Here is a 15370-nt window from a genome sequence, read left to right on the forward strand (position 1 = left end):
TGTAGGTGGCGTGGGCCGGGCTCAGAAGACCGGAATCGCGGCCAGCGGGGCCAGCGCGCGGTGCCACAGGTTGGGGCCGGAGAAGCCGTACGAAGGAATCGCCACCGCGTCGGCGGTGGTCTGGTACGTCAGCGCGCCTTCGAAGGTGAACACGCGCGCATCCTTCTGCGCCGACGAGCAGCCGGTGTACCAGGCGAAGATCACCCAGTGCGCATAGTCGCGTACTGCCCCTTCGGGAATGGCGTCGAAGAAGTCTTCGACCAGCTGCGCCTTGCGTGCCTGCGCGATACCGAGGATGGTGGCGTTCATCTCGGCCCAGCGCGGGTAGATGCGCGCCGCTTCGAGGGCGATGCGCGCGCCGATGGCGCCGTCCAGGCGGTGATTCACCAGCAGGTTGGATACCCGCATGAAGTCCGCTGCACCGGCGTCGGAGGATGGCTCGGCGGCGGTGGCGTCGGCCAGGCCCCAGGCCGGGACGGTGTTCCAGCCCACCCACGCGGTCGATAGCGCGACCGCGCCGAACAGCAGTTTGCGTCTTGATTTCAGCATGAGATCTGTACTCGCTTGTGAACAGGTGAAGAGCAGGTGAAGCCTGGATAGTCAGAACGCATGGCGCAGGCCGAGCGTGACCATGCTCTGGCGGCGGCTGTCGGCCACCAGGCCGGTCTGGGAAATGCCGATCACGGCGCCGGCATCGATCTCGCTGACGCCGTCGGCGGCGAGCGTGCGGCCGTGGGCGCGCTGGGTCGCTTCCAGCAGGTAGACCACGGTGCGCTTGGACAGCCAGTAGGCCTGCTGCAGCGAGAACTGCAGGTGGCTGGCCGGATCGTCGACGCCGTTGGCCGCAGTCGCCCGGGTATAGGTCACGCCGGCGCCGAACATCCAGGGCGTGGCGGTCTGCCAGCCGGCCAGCAGCGCCGCCGTGTTGAAGATGGCGGTGTCGCGGAACAGCGATTGCGCGTTGGGACGGTACTGCACGTTGCTGAGCGAGCCGCCCAGGCTCAGCGCGCCGCTCTGGTAGCGCAGGCCGCTGGCCATGTACTGGACGTCGCGCGCCGACAGATAGCCGGCGTTGAGCGGCGACTTGGAGAAGTTGCCGGCGGTGCTCGGGTCCCAGTTGCGCGCCTCGGGGCCGTTCTTGAGCAGCTGGTAGCCGAGCGCGTAATGCCAGGCGCCGTGGTCGTATTTGACGGCGGCGCTGTAGGCGTCGCCGCTGTTGCCGGCATTCGCGGACTGCTCGCCCGTTGCGGCCATCAGGCCGACCGTCACGCCGCCCCAGTTGGGCGAGGTGTACTTGACCGCGTTGTTGTTGCGCACCGTGATATCGAAGCCATCGATATCGCCCGGGTGGTCGCCGGCGGCGCCGGTCACCACCGGCAATGGCCCCAGCGGCGTGAGGAAATCGAAATACGGCGCATACACGCGGCCCGCGGTCAGCGTGCCGTAGCGCGCATTGCTCAAGCCGACGTAGGACGCGCGGTTGAACAGCTTGCCGGCCTGCTGCGGAGAGCCGTCGTCCAGGTTGTAGCCCATCTCGAGCACGAACAGGGCGCGCGTGCCGCCGCCCAGATCCTCGCTGCCCTTGAAGCCGAGCCGGCTGCCGTCCTTGGGACCGCTACGCATATAGGTGGTGGCGCCGCCGGCGCGGTGGTCCAGGTGGGTCAGCGCCGCGTCGGCGATGCCGTAGACGGTGAGGCTCGATTGCGCGCTGGCGTTGCCGCCCGCGCCGGACAGCAGCACGCCGCCCAGTACCAGTAAAGCTGTTTGTTTCATGTGTCGATCCGAGCGCCAGCCGCCGCCGGCTGGCCAGGCCGGCGGCGCCAGGGCCGCTCTCTTTCAATTGATGTCGCAGGGCGACGAAATTCCAGGCGCGGGCGCCTGGCCGAGCGCGCAACTTCAGCGCGGCATCCGGGTCCGGCCGAACACCCGTTCGACCGCGATTACGAGCGCTGGCGTCGCCAGCGCGATATACATGTTGTCGATGCCCCAGGGGTTACCCGCCAGGTACCACCCCGTGGTGGCCACCACCGCGGCCAAGAGGCCGCACACGGCGCCGCGGCCGCTGCCGAAGAACGGCAGGTACAGGCCGATCACGGCGACCACCGAAATCGACAGCCGCAGGGCGCGCGTGAAAAACGACAGCGTCATCAGGCCGGGCGCCAGGAACACCAGCGCCAGCGGAACGATGCCGACCACCAGCGCGATGCGGCGCGTAGTGCGTAACTGCTGGTCCGGCGCCGGGCGCCAGGACGGCAGATAGAAGTCGCGCACCACCAGCGAGACGATCGCCAGCGCCACCGTGCTGACGCTGGCCAGGATCGACGCCACCAGCGCCACCGCCACGAAGCTGGCCAGGAAAACGTTCATGTCGCGCAGGAAGACCGGCAGCGCGTACAGGCTCGGCACGCCGGGATAGACGGCGCGCGCGGCAACCCCGATCAAGCCCAGGGCAATACCGATCGGCAGCGCCAGGCCGGCGGCGACATAGGTCGAGCGGGCGGCAGCGTCGGCGCTCCTGGTCGAGCAGATCGCCTGGACGATGTACTGGGTCGAGAAGATCGCGCCCAGGTTGCCGATGAAGTAGGCCAGCATGGTCGGGCCGCCGATGCGCCCGTCCCACGAAAAGTAGAACGGCGGCAGCGCGTCGATCATGGGCTGGACCCCGCCGGCCATGCGCAGGGCCACCGCCAGCACGACCAGCACGCCAAGGTATTTCACCACGCTGTGCCAGACCGTCACCTGGGCCACGCTCTTCATGCCGCCGAAGGCGACGTAGAAGGTGCTCACCGCCGCGATCGCGATCGCCGCCGGCGGCAGATCGAGGCCCAGCACCGCGCCGACGATCGCCGCGCCGCTCAGGTAGTTGCCGACGTTGACCAGCAACAGCGCGTAAATCATGATGAGCGAGACGATCAGCTGGGTCGGCCGGCCGTAGCGCTGGAAGATCGCGCCCGAGATCGTGTACTCGCCCGAGTTGTACAGCTTGCGTGCGAGGACCACGCCGAACAGCGGAAAACAGACCGCCGCGCTCAGCACCGCCCAGGACGCCGCCATGCCCGATTCGAACGCCGCCTGGGCGGTGCCGATCATCGACTTGGTGCCGACGAACTCGGACACCATCAGGATGCCGACCGTGACCGAGGACAGGTTGCGCGCGCCGACCATGAATTCGCTTGAGGTAGCACTGCGCGCGCGGGCGGCGAGCCAGGTGGTCAGCGCGGTGTAGAGGACCACCATCGCGATGATGACCGCCCCGCCGGTTCCAGACGTCTGCATTCAAACAATATTCCATTGACGACGCGGCGCGTCCTAGCGCCCCAGGCCCTGGGCGGCGTAGCCACCGGTGGCCTGCAAAGATTTGGAGAGCTGGCGCGCCGCCTGCAGCACCGCGTCCAGCGCGTTGTGCTGGAACTGTTCCAGCGAACCGCGATGCGCCGGCGCCGCCACGCTCAGCGCCGCCACCGGCGTGCCGTCGATGTCCAGCACGGGCGCGGCCAGCACGTACAGGCCGGACACGGTTTCCTGGTTCGACAGCGCATATCCGAGCTCGCGGATTTCGTCCAGGCGCGCCACCAGGGTGTCGATGTCGGTGATCGTGGTCGGGGTCAGGCGTACCATCGGCTGCCCGCCCAATACCTTCAGCTGGGTCTCGCGCGGCAGCCAGGCCAGCAAGGCCTGCCCTACCGCCGTCGAATAGGCCGGCACGCGGCTGCCGATGCGCACCTCGACGCCGAGCTGGGTCAGGCCGGCCTGAACCCGTTCGGCGTACATGACGCTGCTGCCGTCGAGCACACCGATCGATGCCGCCTCGTTGATCTCGCCGACCAGGCCGCGCAGGATGGGCCGCGCGTGGGTACGCAGATCGGCACGCGCGATCGCGTGAAAGCCGAGATCGAGCACCTTGAGCGACAGGCGGAACAGGCGGCTGTTGTCGACCTTGTCGACATAGCCGAGGTTGACCAGCGTATTCAGGAAGCGGAAGGCGGTGGCGTTGTCCATGTCGGCGCGGCGCGCGATCTCGGCCATGGTCAGCTCGGGCTCGTGCGCGGTGAACGCCTGCAGGACGCGGAAGCCCTTGGCCAGCGACTGGACGGTGTTTTTTGAATCTACTGCAACAGCATCGGTCGTTTTCATATCATGCACGGTGAAAGTTCGGAATGCGAATTATAGTTTGTAGGACTGTCGTATAAAAAGCCTGCGTCGATATACAGGCCCACAAATAATTCGGAATGCGAACTTTAGTTTGATAAAATAAATTATAGCGTATCTTATATAAGACATAGGACCAAAGCCCTGTCACTGTCATGGTCTTGTGGGGACGTTGCCACGCTTAGTCAGTACTACTGCGTAGCCCGTGTGTTGGACCAATGCCGTCGCCAGGAGCGTCTCGCTACTGCCATTCCGGCAACGTTTTTGATGAAGATAAGGCCCTGCCGTGCACTGGCCCCGCACGAGATTGTGCGATGCTGAGCGCATCGACCAGTCTATCCCGACAATGAATTCGCAGAAACCCGACGACGCGGGCCCAGGCGCTTCACCGCCGGCCCGCCTCCCCTTCCCCATCGTCGGCATCGGCGCCTCCGCCGGCGGCTTCGCGGCGCTTGCCACCTTGCTGCAGCACCTGCCGGCGTCGCCGGGCATGGCGCTGGTAGTGGTGCTGCACCTGCCGCCCGATCAGCAAAGCAATGCCGATCGGGTGCTGCAGCGTTCGACCCGGCTGTCGGTGGTGCAGGTCACGCATTCGACACCGATCCTGCCGGACCAGATCTACGTCATTCCGCCCGCGCGCGACCTGAAGATAGAAGACGGCCACCTGGTCTTGTACGACCTGGTCCGTGATACAGGCGACCCTGCCACCATCGACCGCTTCTTCGAGACGCTGGCGATGACCCAGCGGGAAAACGCCATCGGCGTGATCCTGTCCGGCATCGGCGCCGACGGCACCACCGGCCTGGCCTGCATCCGGGAACAGGGCGGCGTCACCCTGGTTCAGTCCCCCGCCGATGCCGGACACGCAGGCATGCCGCAGTCGGCGATCGATGCCGGCGTCGCGGACCTGGTGCTGGCCGCCGCCGAGATCTCGGCCAGGCTGATGGCGCTACGCGGCATGAGGTGCACCATCGGCGGGCATGTCCCGGACGTCCATCCTGCGCCTGGCCTCGACATGGGCCCCGATCCGGAACGGACCCTGCAGGATGTGCTGACACTGCTGCACGAACATACCGGCCACGACTTCCGCCAGTACAAGCGCGCCAGCCTGCTAAACCGGCTCGAGCGCCACCTGAGGGTGCGCGGCCTGCCGGATTTGCCCAGCTATCATGCGGTGCAGCGGCAGGATCCAGCGCGTTCGCAGGCCCTGTTCAATGACCTGTTGATCGGTGTGACCCGGTTCTTTCGCGACCGCGCCGCGTTCGCCATGCTCGAGCGCGACGTATTGCCCCGACTGTTCAAGGACAAGGGGCGGGGCGACACGGTGCGCGTCTGGGTGGCGGCCTGCTCCACCGGCGAGGAAGCCTACTCGATGGCGATGCTGCTGGCCGACCACGCCGCGACGCTGAGCGCCCCACCGGCCATCCAGGTGTTCGCTTCCGACATCGATGCGCAGGCGATCCGCACGGCGCGCGCCGGCCTGTATCCCGCGTCGATCGCAGAGGATATCGCGCCGCAACTTCTGCAGCGCCATTTCACGCTCGAGAACGGTTGCTACAAGGTGCGCAAGGCCTTGCGCCGGAAGGTACTGTTTGCCGAACACAGCCTGGTGCGCGACCCCGCCTTTTCCATGCTCGACCTGATCAGCTGCCGCAACCTGCTGATCTACCTGAACCAGGACATGCAGCGCCAGCTGTTCGAGACGTTTCACTTCGCGCTGCGCCGTGACGGCTACCTCATGCTCGGCAGCGCCGAGCACATCGATGACGCATCCGATCTGTTCGACGCCGTCGATGCCGGCCTGCGCATTTACCGGACCAGGCCCGGCGCGCGTACACGCGCCGCACCGGACGCAGCCCCTGCGCAAGAGGTGGCGCGCGCCTCGGTCAAGCCTGCCCGGCGTGACGACACCCCGCCCGCCGAGCGCCGCGGCCGCCTGTTTTCGTTCGCCGACATCCACCTGCACAAAGCGGCGCAGCAGGCGCCGCCCAGCATCCTGGTCGATGCCAATGGCGACATCGTGCACATCGCCGCAGAGGCCAGCCGCTTCCTGCACCATGCCGGCGGCGAGCCGACGCGCGAGCTGGTGTCGCTGCTGCCTCTGGCGTGGCGGCTGGCCGCGCGCACCGCGCTGTTCCAGGCGCGCAAAAGCGGCCGCGAGACCAGCACCGGCGCAGTGCGTTACGAGGAAAACGGCGTGCCGCGCGCGGTCGACATCGCGGTGCTGCCGTTCTACGACGAGCACGCCGACGGCCTGCTGATGCTGGTGAGCTTCAGGGAGCTGCCTGCCTCGCCCGCGACCATTCCACCCGCCGGCGAACGCGACCAGGCCCTGCTGGAACAGTTCGACGAGGAACTGCGCCATACCCGCAACCAGCTGCTGGACACCATCGACCAAGCGGAACAGTCCAGCGCCGCGCTGCATACCACCGTGGAAGAACTGAAGACGAGCATCGAAGAACTGCGCTCGGCCAACAGTGAGCTCGACGCCAGACTGCAGCAGGCGCACGCCGCCAACGGCAAACTCCGGGCCGCCAACGCCGACCTGGCGCAGCGCCTGAACAAGCTGCTTAAGTCGCACGACGACCTGAACAACCTCATCGCGTCGTCCGACGTGGCGACCCTGTTCCTCGACCGCGAGATGCGGATCCTGCGCTATACGCCGCGCATCGCCGACCTGTTCAACGTGATCCCGGCCGACGTCGGCCGCCCGCTGCTGCACATCACCAGCCGGCTCGACAATGCGCACCTGGCCGAGGACGCGGCCCGCGTGTTCGAGACGCTGCAGCCGCTGGAGCAGGAAGTACTCAGCAAGGACGGCCGCGCCTATATCGTGCGCGTACACCCTTACCGCACCGGTTCGCACCGCATCGAAGGCGCGGTGATGACGTTCTTCGACATCACGCGCCACAGGGAAGCGCAGGACGCGCGGCGCGAGAGCGAGGTGCTGCTGCGTACGCTTCTGGAAATCCACGCCCAGGCCATCTGGCAGGCCGACGCGCAGGGCAACGTGGTCACGGATCCGCCCTCTTGGCTGGCGTATACCGGGCAGACCGGCGCGCAATGGTCCGGCGAGGGCTGGGCCAACGCACTGCATCCGGACGATCGCGAGATGGCGCTGCGGGTATGGCGCGCCGGGATCGATGCGGTCCAGGTGATCAGCAACCGGTTCCGGCTGCGCGTGGCGAATGGCGGCTGGCGCTGGACCAGCGTGCTGGCCGCACCGGTGCGCAACCCGGATGGGTCGGTGCGCAAGTGGGTCGGCATGAATATCGACATCGATGCCGAAAAGCGTGCCGAGGAGGCACTGCTCCAGAGCGAGACGCGCTTTCGCGCGCTGGCCACCGTCGGCGCTTCATCGCTCTACCGCATCAGTGCCGACTGGCGTGCGATGTCCCGCTTCGACGGGTCGCGCGGCCCTGCCGTCCAGGACGGACCGCACGCACACTGGATGGAACAGCGCATTCCTCCGGACGAGCGGCCGCGGCTGCGCGCCGCCATCGAGCGCGCGATCGCCAGCCGCGGCGAGCTGGCGCTCGAACACCGCGTGCTGCGCCAGGACGGCTCGGCGGGCTGGGTAGCGCTACGCGCAGTGCCGGTGTTCGACGATCAGGGCGCGCTGGTCGAATGGTTCGGCGCGGAGACCGATATCACGGCGCGGGTCAAGGCGGACCAGGCTTTCTCGCGGCTGTTCGAGGCTTCTCCGGCGCCGCTGCTGGTGCTCGGCAACGACGCGCCGCGCTTTACCATTCGCGGAGTCAACAGTGCGTATCTGGCGGCCACGATGCGCACGCGCGCCGACGTCATCGGGCGTGGCGTGTTCGAAGCGTATCCCGGCAATCCGGAAGGCGCGGGCGCCGATGGGGTGAAGATGCTGCGCGCTTCGCTCGAACGGGTACTGGCCTCGCGCCGGTCCGAATCCATGCCCGACTTCAAGTATGACGTCCTGCGGCCGGATGGCACGTACGAAGAACGTTGGTGGAGCCCGGTCAATTCGCCGGTGCTCGACCACGACGGCGTGGTCGAGGCCATCCTGCATGATGCTAATGACGTGACCGTGGCGTACCGCGCCGATGCGGCGCTGCGCGACAGCCAGGCGCGCTTGAGCGCGGCATTCGAGAGCGGGCCGCTTGGTCTGGCCGTGATCGACCTGGCCGGCAAAGTGACGCTGTCGAATGACGCGTACCGCCGTTTCGTGCCGCGCGGCCGGCTGCCTTCACGCGACGCGGCGGTGCACGCGCACTGGCGTGCATTTGACCCACAAGGCCGCTTGCTCGAACCGCACCAGTTTCCCGGAGCGCGGGCCTTGCGCGGCGAGAGTGTCCTGCCGGGTCAGCAGATGCTGTATACGGATGAGAGCGGCAGAGAAATCTCGGCCTGCGTGGCAAGTGTGCCGATGTTCGACCAGGACGGCACGGTGACGGGCGCCGTTTCCATGATCAGCGAAATCGATCACGCGCGCCAAAGAACGGCAAGTCGATCTCCGTCCTGCGGCATCAGAAATAATACCCGGCCTGCAAATTAATACGGCGCGTAAAGCCCTGATGCGCGGTCGAGGTGGAAGCCAGTCCGCCCAGATCAGGCGACAGATAGGGATGGTGCTTGCCGATCATCAGGTCGGCATAGAACGACCATTTGCCGGACGAGAAGCTCATGCCGGTGACATTTTGTACGGAATCCCGGTAGGCAGTATTTCGTTTACGCAGCACGCTGTAATCGTTGTAGAGCTTGAACTGGCTGAACGGCCCCAGCCTTCCCGGCAGATCGTAGCTGATATTGGCGATGTGGATGTCGCCTTCCGAGGCCACGGGGAACGGATAGCCGAAGCCGCCGATCATGAAGAAGCTGTTGGGGTCGAGCCCGCCGTAGGTCTGCTCGGGGCCATGCGCCGTGCGGTAGCGGTAGCGCGTTGCCTGCAGCATGACCCCGATGCGGCCATAGCTGCCGCGGTAGTGCACGGCCGCGGCATGGCGCCGGGTGTCGGCGCCGCGGCCGTTGTCGATCTCACCGGTCAGGCCCGACACGCCGAACTCGTGATTGCCCTGCGGGCCGACATGCCACGCCAGGCGGCCGATCACGGTGTTGCGCTCGCGGTCGGTCTGGCCGGTGCCGTAACCCTGTTCGGCGTCGTCGGCCACGATATTGTAGGAGTAGCGGTTGGAGGCGCCGGCGGTGTTGCTCCCGCCCCCATACGAGCCGCCGTCGCGCGGATAAAAGCCGAGCTGCCACTCGACCGGGCCCGGGCGGCTCAGATAGGTCACTCCCAGGTCGTATTTGTCTTCCAGGCCGGCATAGAACGCGATCGATTCATAGAAATTGTTCGATGCAAATGGCTGCAGACCGAAACGATTCTTGTCCAGGCCGACGTGCAGCTCGCTGCCGTCGTCAAAACGCAGGCCGCCCCACGCATGCTGCAGAAAATGCTGCCAGTAGCCGCCCTGCCCGTCCGGATAATTGTTGTAGCGGTACTGGGCCGAGCCGATCAGCCGGCCGTCGTCGTACTTGACATCCAGGCGCGCCGTGTCGAGGCCAAAGAAACCGCTACGGTACTCGTCCTGCCAGCTCTTGTGCACGTAGTTGAAACGGATGGCGCCGCCCAGCGTCAGCGGCGATGCGCTCGACTCCTGGGCGCTGGCGATGGCGGGCGCGAGCATGGCTAAGCCCATCAGCATCGTGCACACGGTTGCGCCTGCGCGCAGCGCGGTCCCCCGATGCGTGGCAAGGGTTGCAGGCGGCGTGGCGAGGCATTGGGAACGGCCTCCGGAATATCGGTTCATATAATTTCCTGAGTATTGATAGTCGGGCGGCGCGCGATGTCATGCTATGCACTGCGAGCGTGCCGGTCGCGTCAGGCCAGGCGGCTGATCGAGGTCGGGCGGCCAAGCCTTGCAAAGCCGTAGGGGCGTCTTGCAGTACGGATGGTTGGCAGTAGCGGCCGGCTGCCGAGGCAGAGACCGGTCGCGGACACACGCGTGCGCCGTAGAGGCTGCAGGTAAAGCGCTTTGTGGAGCGCTGCTTTCGAAGGAGTTACGGCAATCGGTAGCGGCTGCCGGTGAAAACATCTATTCTAACAGGGTAAGACAATTTGCACAAATGTAGTTGTATCTAGATTAATCATCGCACTCGCCTTTGCAGTCGCTGGGAGAGTGCAGATATTGGAGGCGGTTGACGGTGCCTGCACAGCGGTTTGCATCCGAGTCGCACGAGAATACGCAACTGCCGGACCCAATAACGCAACCGCTGATGTGGCCACCGGACGCGAGGGACGTTCCACACGGGATGTCGAATCGCTGCACGCGTAGTAAGTGAAGAGAAAAAACAAATCGCCAGCAAAAAACCGGCGATCAGAAGATATGCTGGAGGCGAGAACGGGGGTACTCCGTTTGGAGTGTGGTGTCGCTTGCCAGTGCCCGGACAAACCCGTGAGGTTACAGATCCAATTCCCACGTTTCATTAATCATGTCTTTACCAAAGGCATGCACCGGCTCCTCAGCCACAAGTACATAAGCTTTGTTGCGATAGATGTAGCGTGCGTCTTGTTGTTGATCAGTCGTCCAAAGCCGCATTTTCTTGTAACCTGCATCGCGAGCAAACTGGTGGCACGTCTCCACCAGATGCGAGCCCAGGCCAGAGCCGCGGGCCTCCTCTTCCACCAGAAGCAGACGCAGTTTTGCCACGCCTTTTTCGCCGCTGCGCATTACCGCAATCGAGCCTACTCGCTTCCCACCCATCTCCGCGATCCAGCAACGCTCCGCATCCGGGTCAAAGTCGCGCTCGAACTCGCGACAAATTTGGCCGACCAAGGCCTCAAAACTACGATCAAACCCCTGTCGTTGCGAATAAAGCTCACCATGACGTCGCGTGATCCACGCCATGTCATCAGGACGATGTGTGCGCAGCACGAAAGGCTGAGCAAATTTCATTGCCCCTTTAATGTCGAGTAGTGTCTGGATCGTGTTCATCGCATCCAGCAAGCGCTGCTGATCTGCCTCATCAAAGCGCGACAGCATGTCGCCAACCTCTTCCCTCGAGCGACGGTCCAATGGCTCATATATCGCGCGCCCGTGTTCCGTCAAGTGGAGCAATTTGGCTCGTCCATCCGTTGTCGAAGAGACTTTACCAACCAATCCCGCCGCCTCGAATTTTCCGACGATTCGGCTCAAATAGCCTCTGTCCAGTCCGAGCTGGCGGCACAAGGCCGCCGGTTGCTGGTCGCCATGATGCGCCAGCTCATACAGCACCCGCAACTCCGTCAGCGTGAACTCGGTCTGAAGAAATCCTTCACTCAGCACACCGATGTGGCGCGTAAAGAAACGGTTGAACGAGCGAACCTTCGCGATTCTTTCGCGAGACATAGCGATTGACATGGAAACTCCGACAGTTTGGTCACGCCGATTGTGTGATATTTTGCTGACTCAGTCAACATTTACCGATGTGACAGTGTTGCCAAGCGCCGTGAGGTACGAACGGTCACAACCTGTCGAAACAGACCAAGGCGCGTATTAGAGCGCGCTGCGGCATGGTTTCACGGTTTCATTTCCACACGACGAACAACTAAGCGAGTGCTGGGGTGTCCGGCAGCGGCTTGGGCGCTTTGTGTCGTGCACCGCCAACCGAACGTTTGTATGCAGTCGGACTCACTCCGACGATCCCGCGAAAATGTTCTCGCAGCGAGGTAGGCGTTCCAAATCCCACCGTCGTTGCAATCTGCTCGATGGACAGATTTGTCGTTTCCAGAAGTTGCTGTGTGCGGCGTACGCGCGACTTGCATAACCAGCGCAAAGGGCTCGTGCCCAGTTGCTCGTGAAAACGGCGATTAAGGGTGCGGGGACTCATCGCCGCCTGCTCTGCCATTTCCGCCAGCGTGAGCGCTTGATCCAGCCGCTCCTCGATCCACTGCAGCAACGGGCTCAAGTTCGCGTTGGAGGCTGGCGTTTCATAGGTGATGAATTGTGCTTGCCCGCCTTCACGTTCCAGTGGCATGACGGCGCGCCGGGCAGTTTCGGCAGCGATGGCGGCGCCATGATCGCAACGTATCATGTGAAGGCACAGATCCGTTCCCGCGGAAGCACCGGCCGATGTCAGGACGCGTCCGTTATCGACATACAGAACGTTTGGATCGACGTCGATGCCGGGGTATTGCTTGGCCATCAGGGGCGCGGCCAGCCAGTGCGTGGTGGCGCGCCTGCCGTCGAGCAGGCCTGTCCGGGCCAGCACCATTGCGCCGGTACAAATAGACGCCACCCTTGCGCCACCATCGGCAGCCTTGCGGATAGCGTCGATGACCGCTGGCGGCGGCGCTAGCGCGACATCGAAGAGCCCCGGAACCACCACGGTATGCGCATCGAGTAGCACATCCAGGCCTGCACGCACGTTCAGGTCGTACAGTGGCGTCCTTACCCTGCGCGAAGCCGCGCATACGACGACCTCGTAGAGCCGCTGGCCGGCGTGTGTCTGAGCATGGCCGAATACTTCGCATGGGGTCGCGAGATCGAAGGGAACGACGCCGTCGAAGGCGATGACGGCGACTTTATGAGGTGCGAGGCTCTTCATCGTGCAAATCCGATAGGTGAACCGCATTTTGTCAGAATTCCGTCGGTAAGTGTCAATCTGGCCAATTGGAGGCGGGTCTTGCCTATCTCATAATTCGATGGTGCCCGCCGATGTTGTGGCGGATTTCGTTCCACTTTACGAATTAAGTCTATGCAATCAACTGATGTAACTTCAAATGACCACCGTACTCCGGATGCCAGCCACCCTGCTCCGCTCAATGTGCAGATCGTGCTATTCGACGGTTTCGATTTGCTCGATGCGATCGCTCCCTATGAGGTGTTCCTGGCTGCAGGCGACATCAGCGCAGTCCCGGTTCATGTCGAGTTGGTCAGTGTGGACGGCGCTCGCGCCGTTCCCTGCGGCGTGAGCGGCTTACGTATTCCTGCCAGTGCCGCTTTGGTACCTCGGCGAGGCGGCATCGTCCTGGTGCCGGGGGCAGCCGGGAAGCTGGATGGAGATGGGCCCGACACCGTCCCGCAGTTACTGCTGCGCGCAGCGCAGACCCAGCTTGCCTCTGCCATGCGGGAAGCGCTGGACGATCCCGATGTCGTGGTGGCCACGGTGTGCGGGGGCTCGCTGATTCTTGGCATGAGCAATCTGCTGGTAGGACGTCATGCAACCACGCATCACATGGGAGTCGAGTTGCTGAGCGCCTCCGGCGCGTTCCCGGTATCAGGACGGGTTGTCGATGATGGAGACCTAGTCACGGGTGGCGGTGTCACGTCTGGCCTGGATGTTGCCCTTTATCTGCTTGAACGTGAGCTAGGCGCGGATGTCGCGCTGGGCGTGGAAAAGCTCTTGGAGTATGAGCGACGCGGCACCGTCTGGCGTCATAGTCCTGGCAACAGCAGCTTGCCGGCCCTCACTGCACGCGAACTGCCTGCTGCAGCGCCACCACCGGCTCAAGATCCAGCCGACCAGTCCGCAGCGAGCCGGTTCACCGGCGCCTGGAATGTAGAGCTGAAGACACCGATTGGCGCATTACAGGTCGTGCTGCAGATCTCCCTGCAAAACGGTACCTTGCAAGGGTGGGCAACGCAGGGCGATGAAACGGTGCCGTTCGAGAATCTGTCCCTGCAAAGCGGGTGCCTCTGCTGGACGCAGCAGGTGACGAAACCCATGCGGCTGACATTGAAGTTCTCCGTCACCGTCGATGCCGATGCGATGACAGGGACTGCAAAGGCCGGCATGCTGCCGGCGTCCAAACTGGCAGGACATAGAATCGTCGAGGCCAACGCATGATGCCGCGGTCGCGGGCAGCGAGCGAGCTGGCCCAGTTGCGCCAGATGCGCCTGGCCTCGATGCTGGAAGGCGTAACCTTGGTATTGTTACTGGGCGTGGCCGTACCGCTCAAGCATTTTGCGCACACGCCTACCGCCGTGACGGTGCTTGGCCCCATCCATGGCCTGGCGTTCGTTTTCTACTTCTGGACCCTGCTGGGAACGATTTCCGGTGCTCGCTGGCCACGGTCCGAGAAACTCATCATGGTGGCGGCCGCATTGATTCCTTTCGGCGCATTTGTTTGCCAACACATGCTGGCAAAGCGCGAAGCGGCCCTATTGCCGCCTCAATGTTGAAAGCAGGCGATGCTATATCTGTGCATCAAGGCACTGCATGTGTCGGCAGCCATTACGTGGATAAGTGGGCAGTTGCTCCTGATACTGTCCACCGCATTCGCGCAACATGCATCGATCAGCAATGCAGGAGAAACGCGAACAGCCTACCTCAACCTGGTGAATTGGTGGGATCAGCGCGTGACATCTCCGGCAATGATGGTCACGTGGGCACTAGGACTATATCTCGCGTTGAACGGCGGCTGGTTTCCACAGGCTTGGCTGCTGGTGAAGATGGCATTGGTGGTTGGTCTGTCCACAGGCCATGGAATAATGCGAGGGCGGCTTCGCAAGCTATGTTGGGAGAGTGAAGTTATCCTAAGTCACGCACCAAGTATCGCTGCTTCCACAATGCTGTTGGGGGGTATTGTGTTGGCTGTTGCGATATTGGTGTGCGTTAAACCAATGTAACAAGCCGATCAGTTGTGGAATCACACTCCGCGTGTGCCGCCGCCGCTTCCTCGTTCAAGCATCATTAGCCAGGCCGTTCTTCATTGGCCAAGCCTGTTCAGCAGACGCCATTCAGGGCAAGAGCGTGCGTAGCATCTCCGGTAATGGGGCGCCTCGTCACGGGCGAGCGGGGAGCAGATGTGACATCGGACTGGGCGCTATGGCCGCGATCCGGTCGATGAGATGGTAGGTCTCGGCGGGCTCAAACTCGCCAAGGTCCTTGACGACGCGCGACCGGCTTATCAGCCACAAGCGAGCAGTGCGCGATGTGCTGGCATGACGGCCAGCTTCCCAGCCTTGCGCAGCATCAGGCTGTCCCGCTTCGATGATGCAAACAGACTTCAGCAATGTCCAGATTCTAAAACCTTGCCAAATTGCCTATGCAACGGGTCTACGGGGGCCTGCTACGCCGCTAACGTGTTACCTGACGCATAGTTCAGTTGAAGACGCATTCGTTTCGATTAAAATTCAATCTGCAAAACGAAACGGGCCTCAATGAGGCCCGCGCGTTTAATATTTGGAGGCGAGGATCGGAGTCGAACTGACCTAGACGGCTTTGCAGGCCGTATCGCGCTCATGGAATCAATAATTTAGCGGAGAACCGC

The 15370-nt window shown here is 63.6% G+C and carries 11 protein-coding genes; 4 read left to right on the forward strand and 7 right to left on the reverse strand.

Annotated elements, in window-relative coordinates; all coding sequences use genetic code 11:
- Positions 1–21 precede the first annotated feature (21 nt).
- The 4 genes from RTQ83_RS13485 to RTQ83_RS13500 form a co-directional block, all read right to left on the reverse strand.
- Positions 22–549, reverse strand: a complete 528-nt coding sequence (locus RTQ83_RS13485; RefSeq protein ID WP_312515331.1) for a sugar dehydrogenase complex small subunit — start codon at positions 547–549, stop codon at positions 22–24.
- A 51-nt stretch (positions 550–600) separates the two neighbouring features.
- Positions 601–1773 (reverse strand): porin, encoded by a 1173-nt coding sequence (locus RTQ83_RS13490; protein WP_312515334.1) that lies wholly within the window; start codon positions 1771–1773, stop codon positions 601–603.
- A gap of 123 nt (positions 1774–1896) precedes the next feature.
- Positions 1897–3276: a sodium:solute symporter family protein gene (locus RTQ83_RS13495; protein ID WP_312515338.1), complete on the reverse strand. Its 1380-nt coding sequence runs from the start codon at positions 3274–3276 to the stop codon at positions 1897–1899.
- Between the two features lie 33 nt (positions 3277–3309).
- Positions 3310–4134 carry an IclR family transcriptional regulator gene (locus tag RTQ83_RS13500; protein ID WP_312515341.1) on the reverse strand — a complete coding sequence of 275 codons (825 nt, stop codon included), beginning with the start codon at positions 4132–4134 and terminating at the stop codon, positions 3310–3312.
- A 361-nt stretch (positions 4135–4495) separates the two neighbouring features.
- Here RTQ83_RS13500 and RTQ83_RS13505 point away from each other — a divergent pair, with 361 nt between their 5' ends.
- Positions 4496–8674 carry a CheR family methyltransferase gene (locus RTQ83_RS13505; RefSeq protein ID WP_312515344.1) on the forward strand — a complete coding sequence of 1393 codons (4179 nt, stop codon included), beginning with the start codon at positions 4496–4498 and terminating at the stop codon, positions 8672–8674.
- On the opposite strand, the gene RTQ83_RS13510 is transcribed toward RTQ83_RS13505, so the two are convergent.
- The 3 genes from RTQ83_RS13510 to RTQ83_RS13520 all read right to left on the reverse strand — a co-directional run bounded on the left by RTQ83_RS13510 (position 8646) and on the right by RTQ83_RS13520 (position 12702).
- On the reverse strand, positions 8646–9803 hold the full coding sequence (locus RTQ83_RS13510; protein WP_312515347.1) for a hypothetical protein: 1158 nt from the start codon (positions 9801–9803) through the stop codon (positions 8646–8648). The genes RTQ83_RS13505 and RTQ83_RS13510 overlap by 29 nt on opposite strands.
- A gap of 774 nt (positions 9804–10577) precedes the next feature.
- Positions 10578–11516, reverse strand: coding sequence for a helix-turn-helix domain-containing GNAT family N-acetyltransferase (locus RTQ83_RS13515; RefSeq protein WP_312515350.1), 939 nt, complete (start codon positions 11514–11516; stop codon positions 10578–10580).
- A 187-nt stretch (positions 11517–11703) separates the two neighbouring features.
- Positions 11704–12702, reverse strand: a complete 999-nt coding sequence (locus RTQ83_RS13520; protein WP_312515353.1) for a GlxA family transcriptional regulator — start codon at positions 12700–12702, stop codon at positions 11704–11706.
- A 150-nt stretch (positions 12703–12852) separates the two neighbouring features.
- Between RTQ83_RS13520 and RTQ83_RS13525 the strand changes: the two genes are divergently transcribed.
- From RTQ83_RS13525 to RTQ83_RS24295, 3 genes are read left to right on the forward strand one after another with little or no spacing between them, the layout of a single operon-like run.
- On the forward strand, positions 12853–13944 hold the full coding sequence (locus RTQ83_RS13525; protein WP_312515356.1) for a DJ-1/PfpI family protein: 1092 nt from the start codon (positions 12853–12855) through the stop codon (positions 13942–13944).
- Positions 13941–14279, forward strand: a complete 339-nt coding sequence (locus RTQ83_RS13530; RefSeq protein WP_312515360.1) for a DUF3817 domain-containing protein — start codon at positions 13941–13943, stop codon at positions 14277–14279. Before RTQ83_RS13525 ends, RTQ83_RS13530 begins: the two co-directional genes overlap by 4 nt.
- Positions 14280–14288: 9 nt before the next feature.
- Positions 14289–14726, forward strand: coding sequence for a CopD family protein (locus tag RTQ83_RS24295; protein WP_409456111.1), 438 nt, complete (start codon positions 14289–14291; stop codon positions 14724–14726).
- The last annotated feature ends 644 nt before the right edge of the window (positions 14727–15370 follow it).

It is taken from the genome of Massilia sp. (genome assembly GCF_031995545.1).
Classification (GTDB): Bacteria; Pseudomonadota; Gammaproteobacteria; order Burkholderiales; family Burkholderiaceae_D; genus Telluria.

Coding starts and splice junctions, on each gene's coding strand:
- RTQ83_RS13515 (WP_312515350.1), bottom strand. CDS start 11,516: ATGTCAATCGCTATGTCTCGCGAAAGAATCGCGAAGGTTCGCTCGTTC.
- RTQ83_RS13500 (WP_312515341.1), bottom strand. CDS start 4,134: ATGAAAACGACCGATGCTGTTGCAGTAGATTCAAAAAACACCGTCCAG.
- RTQ83_RS13495 (WP_312515338.1), bottom strand. CDS start 3,276: ATGCAGACGTCTGGAACCGGCGGGGCGGTCATCATCGCGATGGTGGTC.
- RTQ83_RS24295 (WP_409456111.1), top strand. CDS start 14,289: ATGCTATATCTGTGCATCAAGGCACTGCATGTGTCGGCAGCCATTACG.
- RTQ83_RS13505 (WP_312515344.1), top strand. CDS start 4,496: ATGAATTCGCAGAAACCCGACGACGCGGGCCCAGGCGCTTCACCGCCG.
- RTQ83_RS13530 (WP_312515360.1), top strand. CDS start 13,941: ATGATGCCGCGGTCGCGGGCAGCGAGCGAGCTGGCCCAGTTGCGCCAG.
- RTQ83_RS13485 (WP_312515331.1), bottom strand. CDS start 549: ATGCTGAAATCAAGACGCAAACTGCTGTTCGGCGCGGTCGCGCTATCG.
- RTQ83_RS13510 (WP_312515347.1), bottom strand. CDS start 9,803: ATGCTCGCGCCCGCCATCGCCAGCGCCCAGGAGTCGAGCGCATCGCCG.
- RTQ83_RS13520 (WP_312515353.1), bottom strand. CDS start 12,702: ATGAAGAGCCTCGCACCTCATAAAGTCGCCGTCATCGCCTTCGACGGC.
- RTQ83_RS13490 (WP_312515334.1), bottom strand. CDS start 1,773: ATGAAACAAACAGCTTTACTGGTACTGGGCGGCGTGCTGCTGTCCGGC.
- RTQ83_RS13525 (WP_312515356.1), top strand. CDS start 12,853: ATGCAATCAACTGATGTAACTTCAAATGACCACCGTACTCCGGATGCC.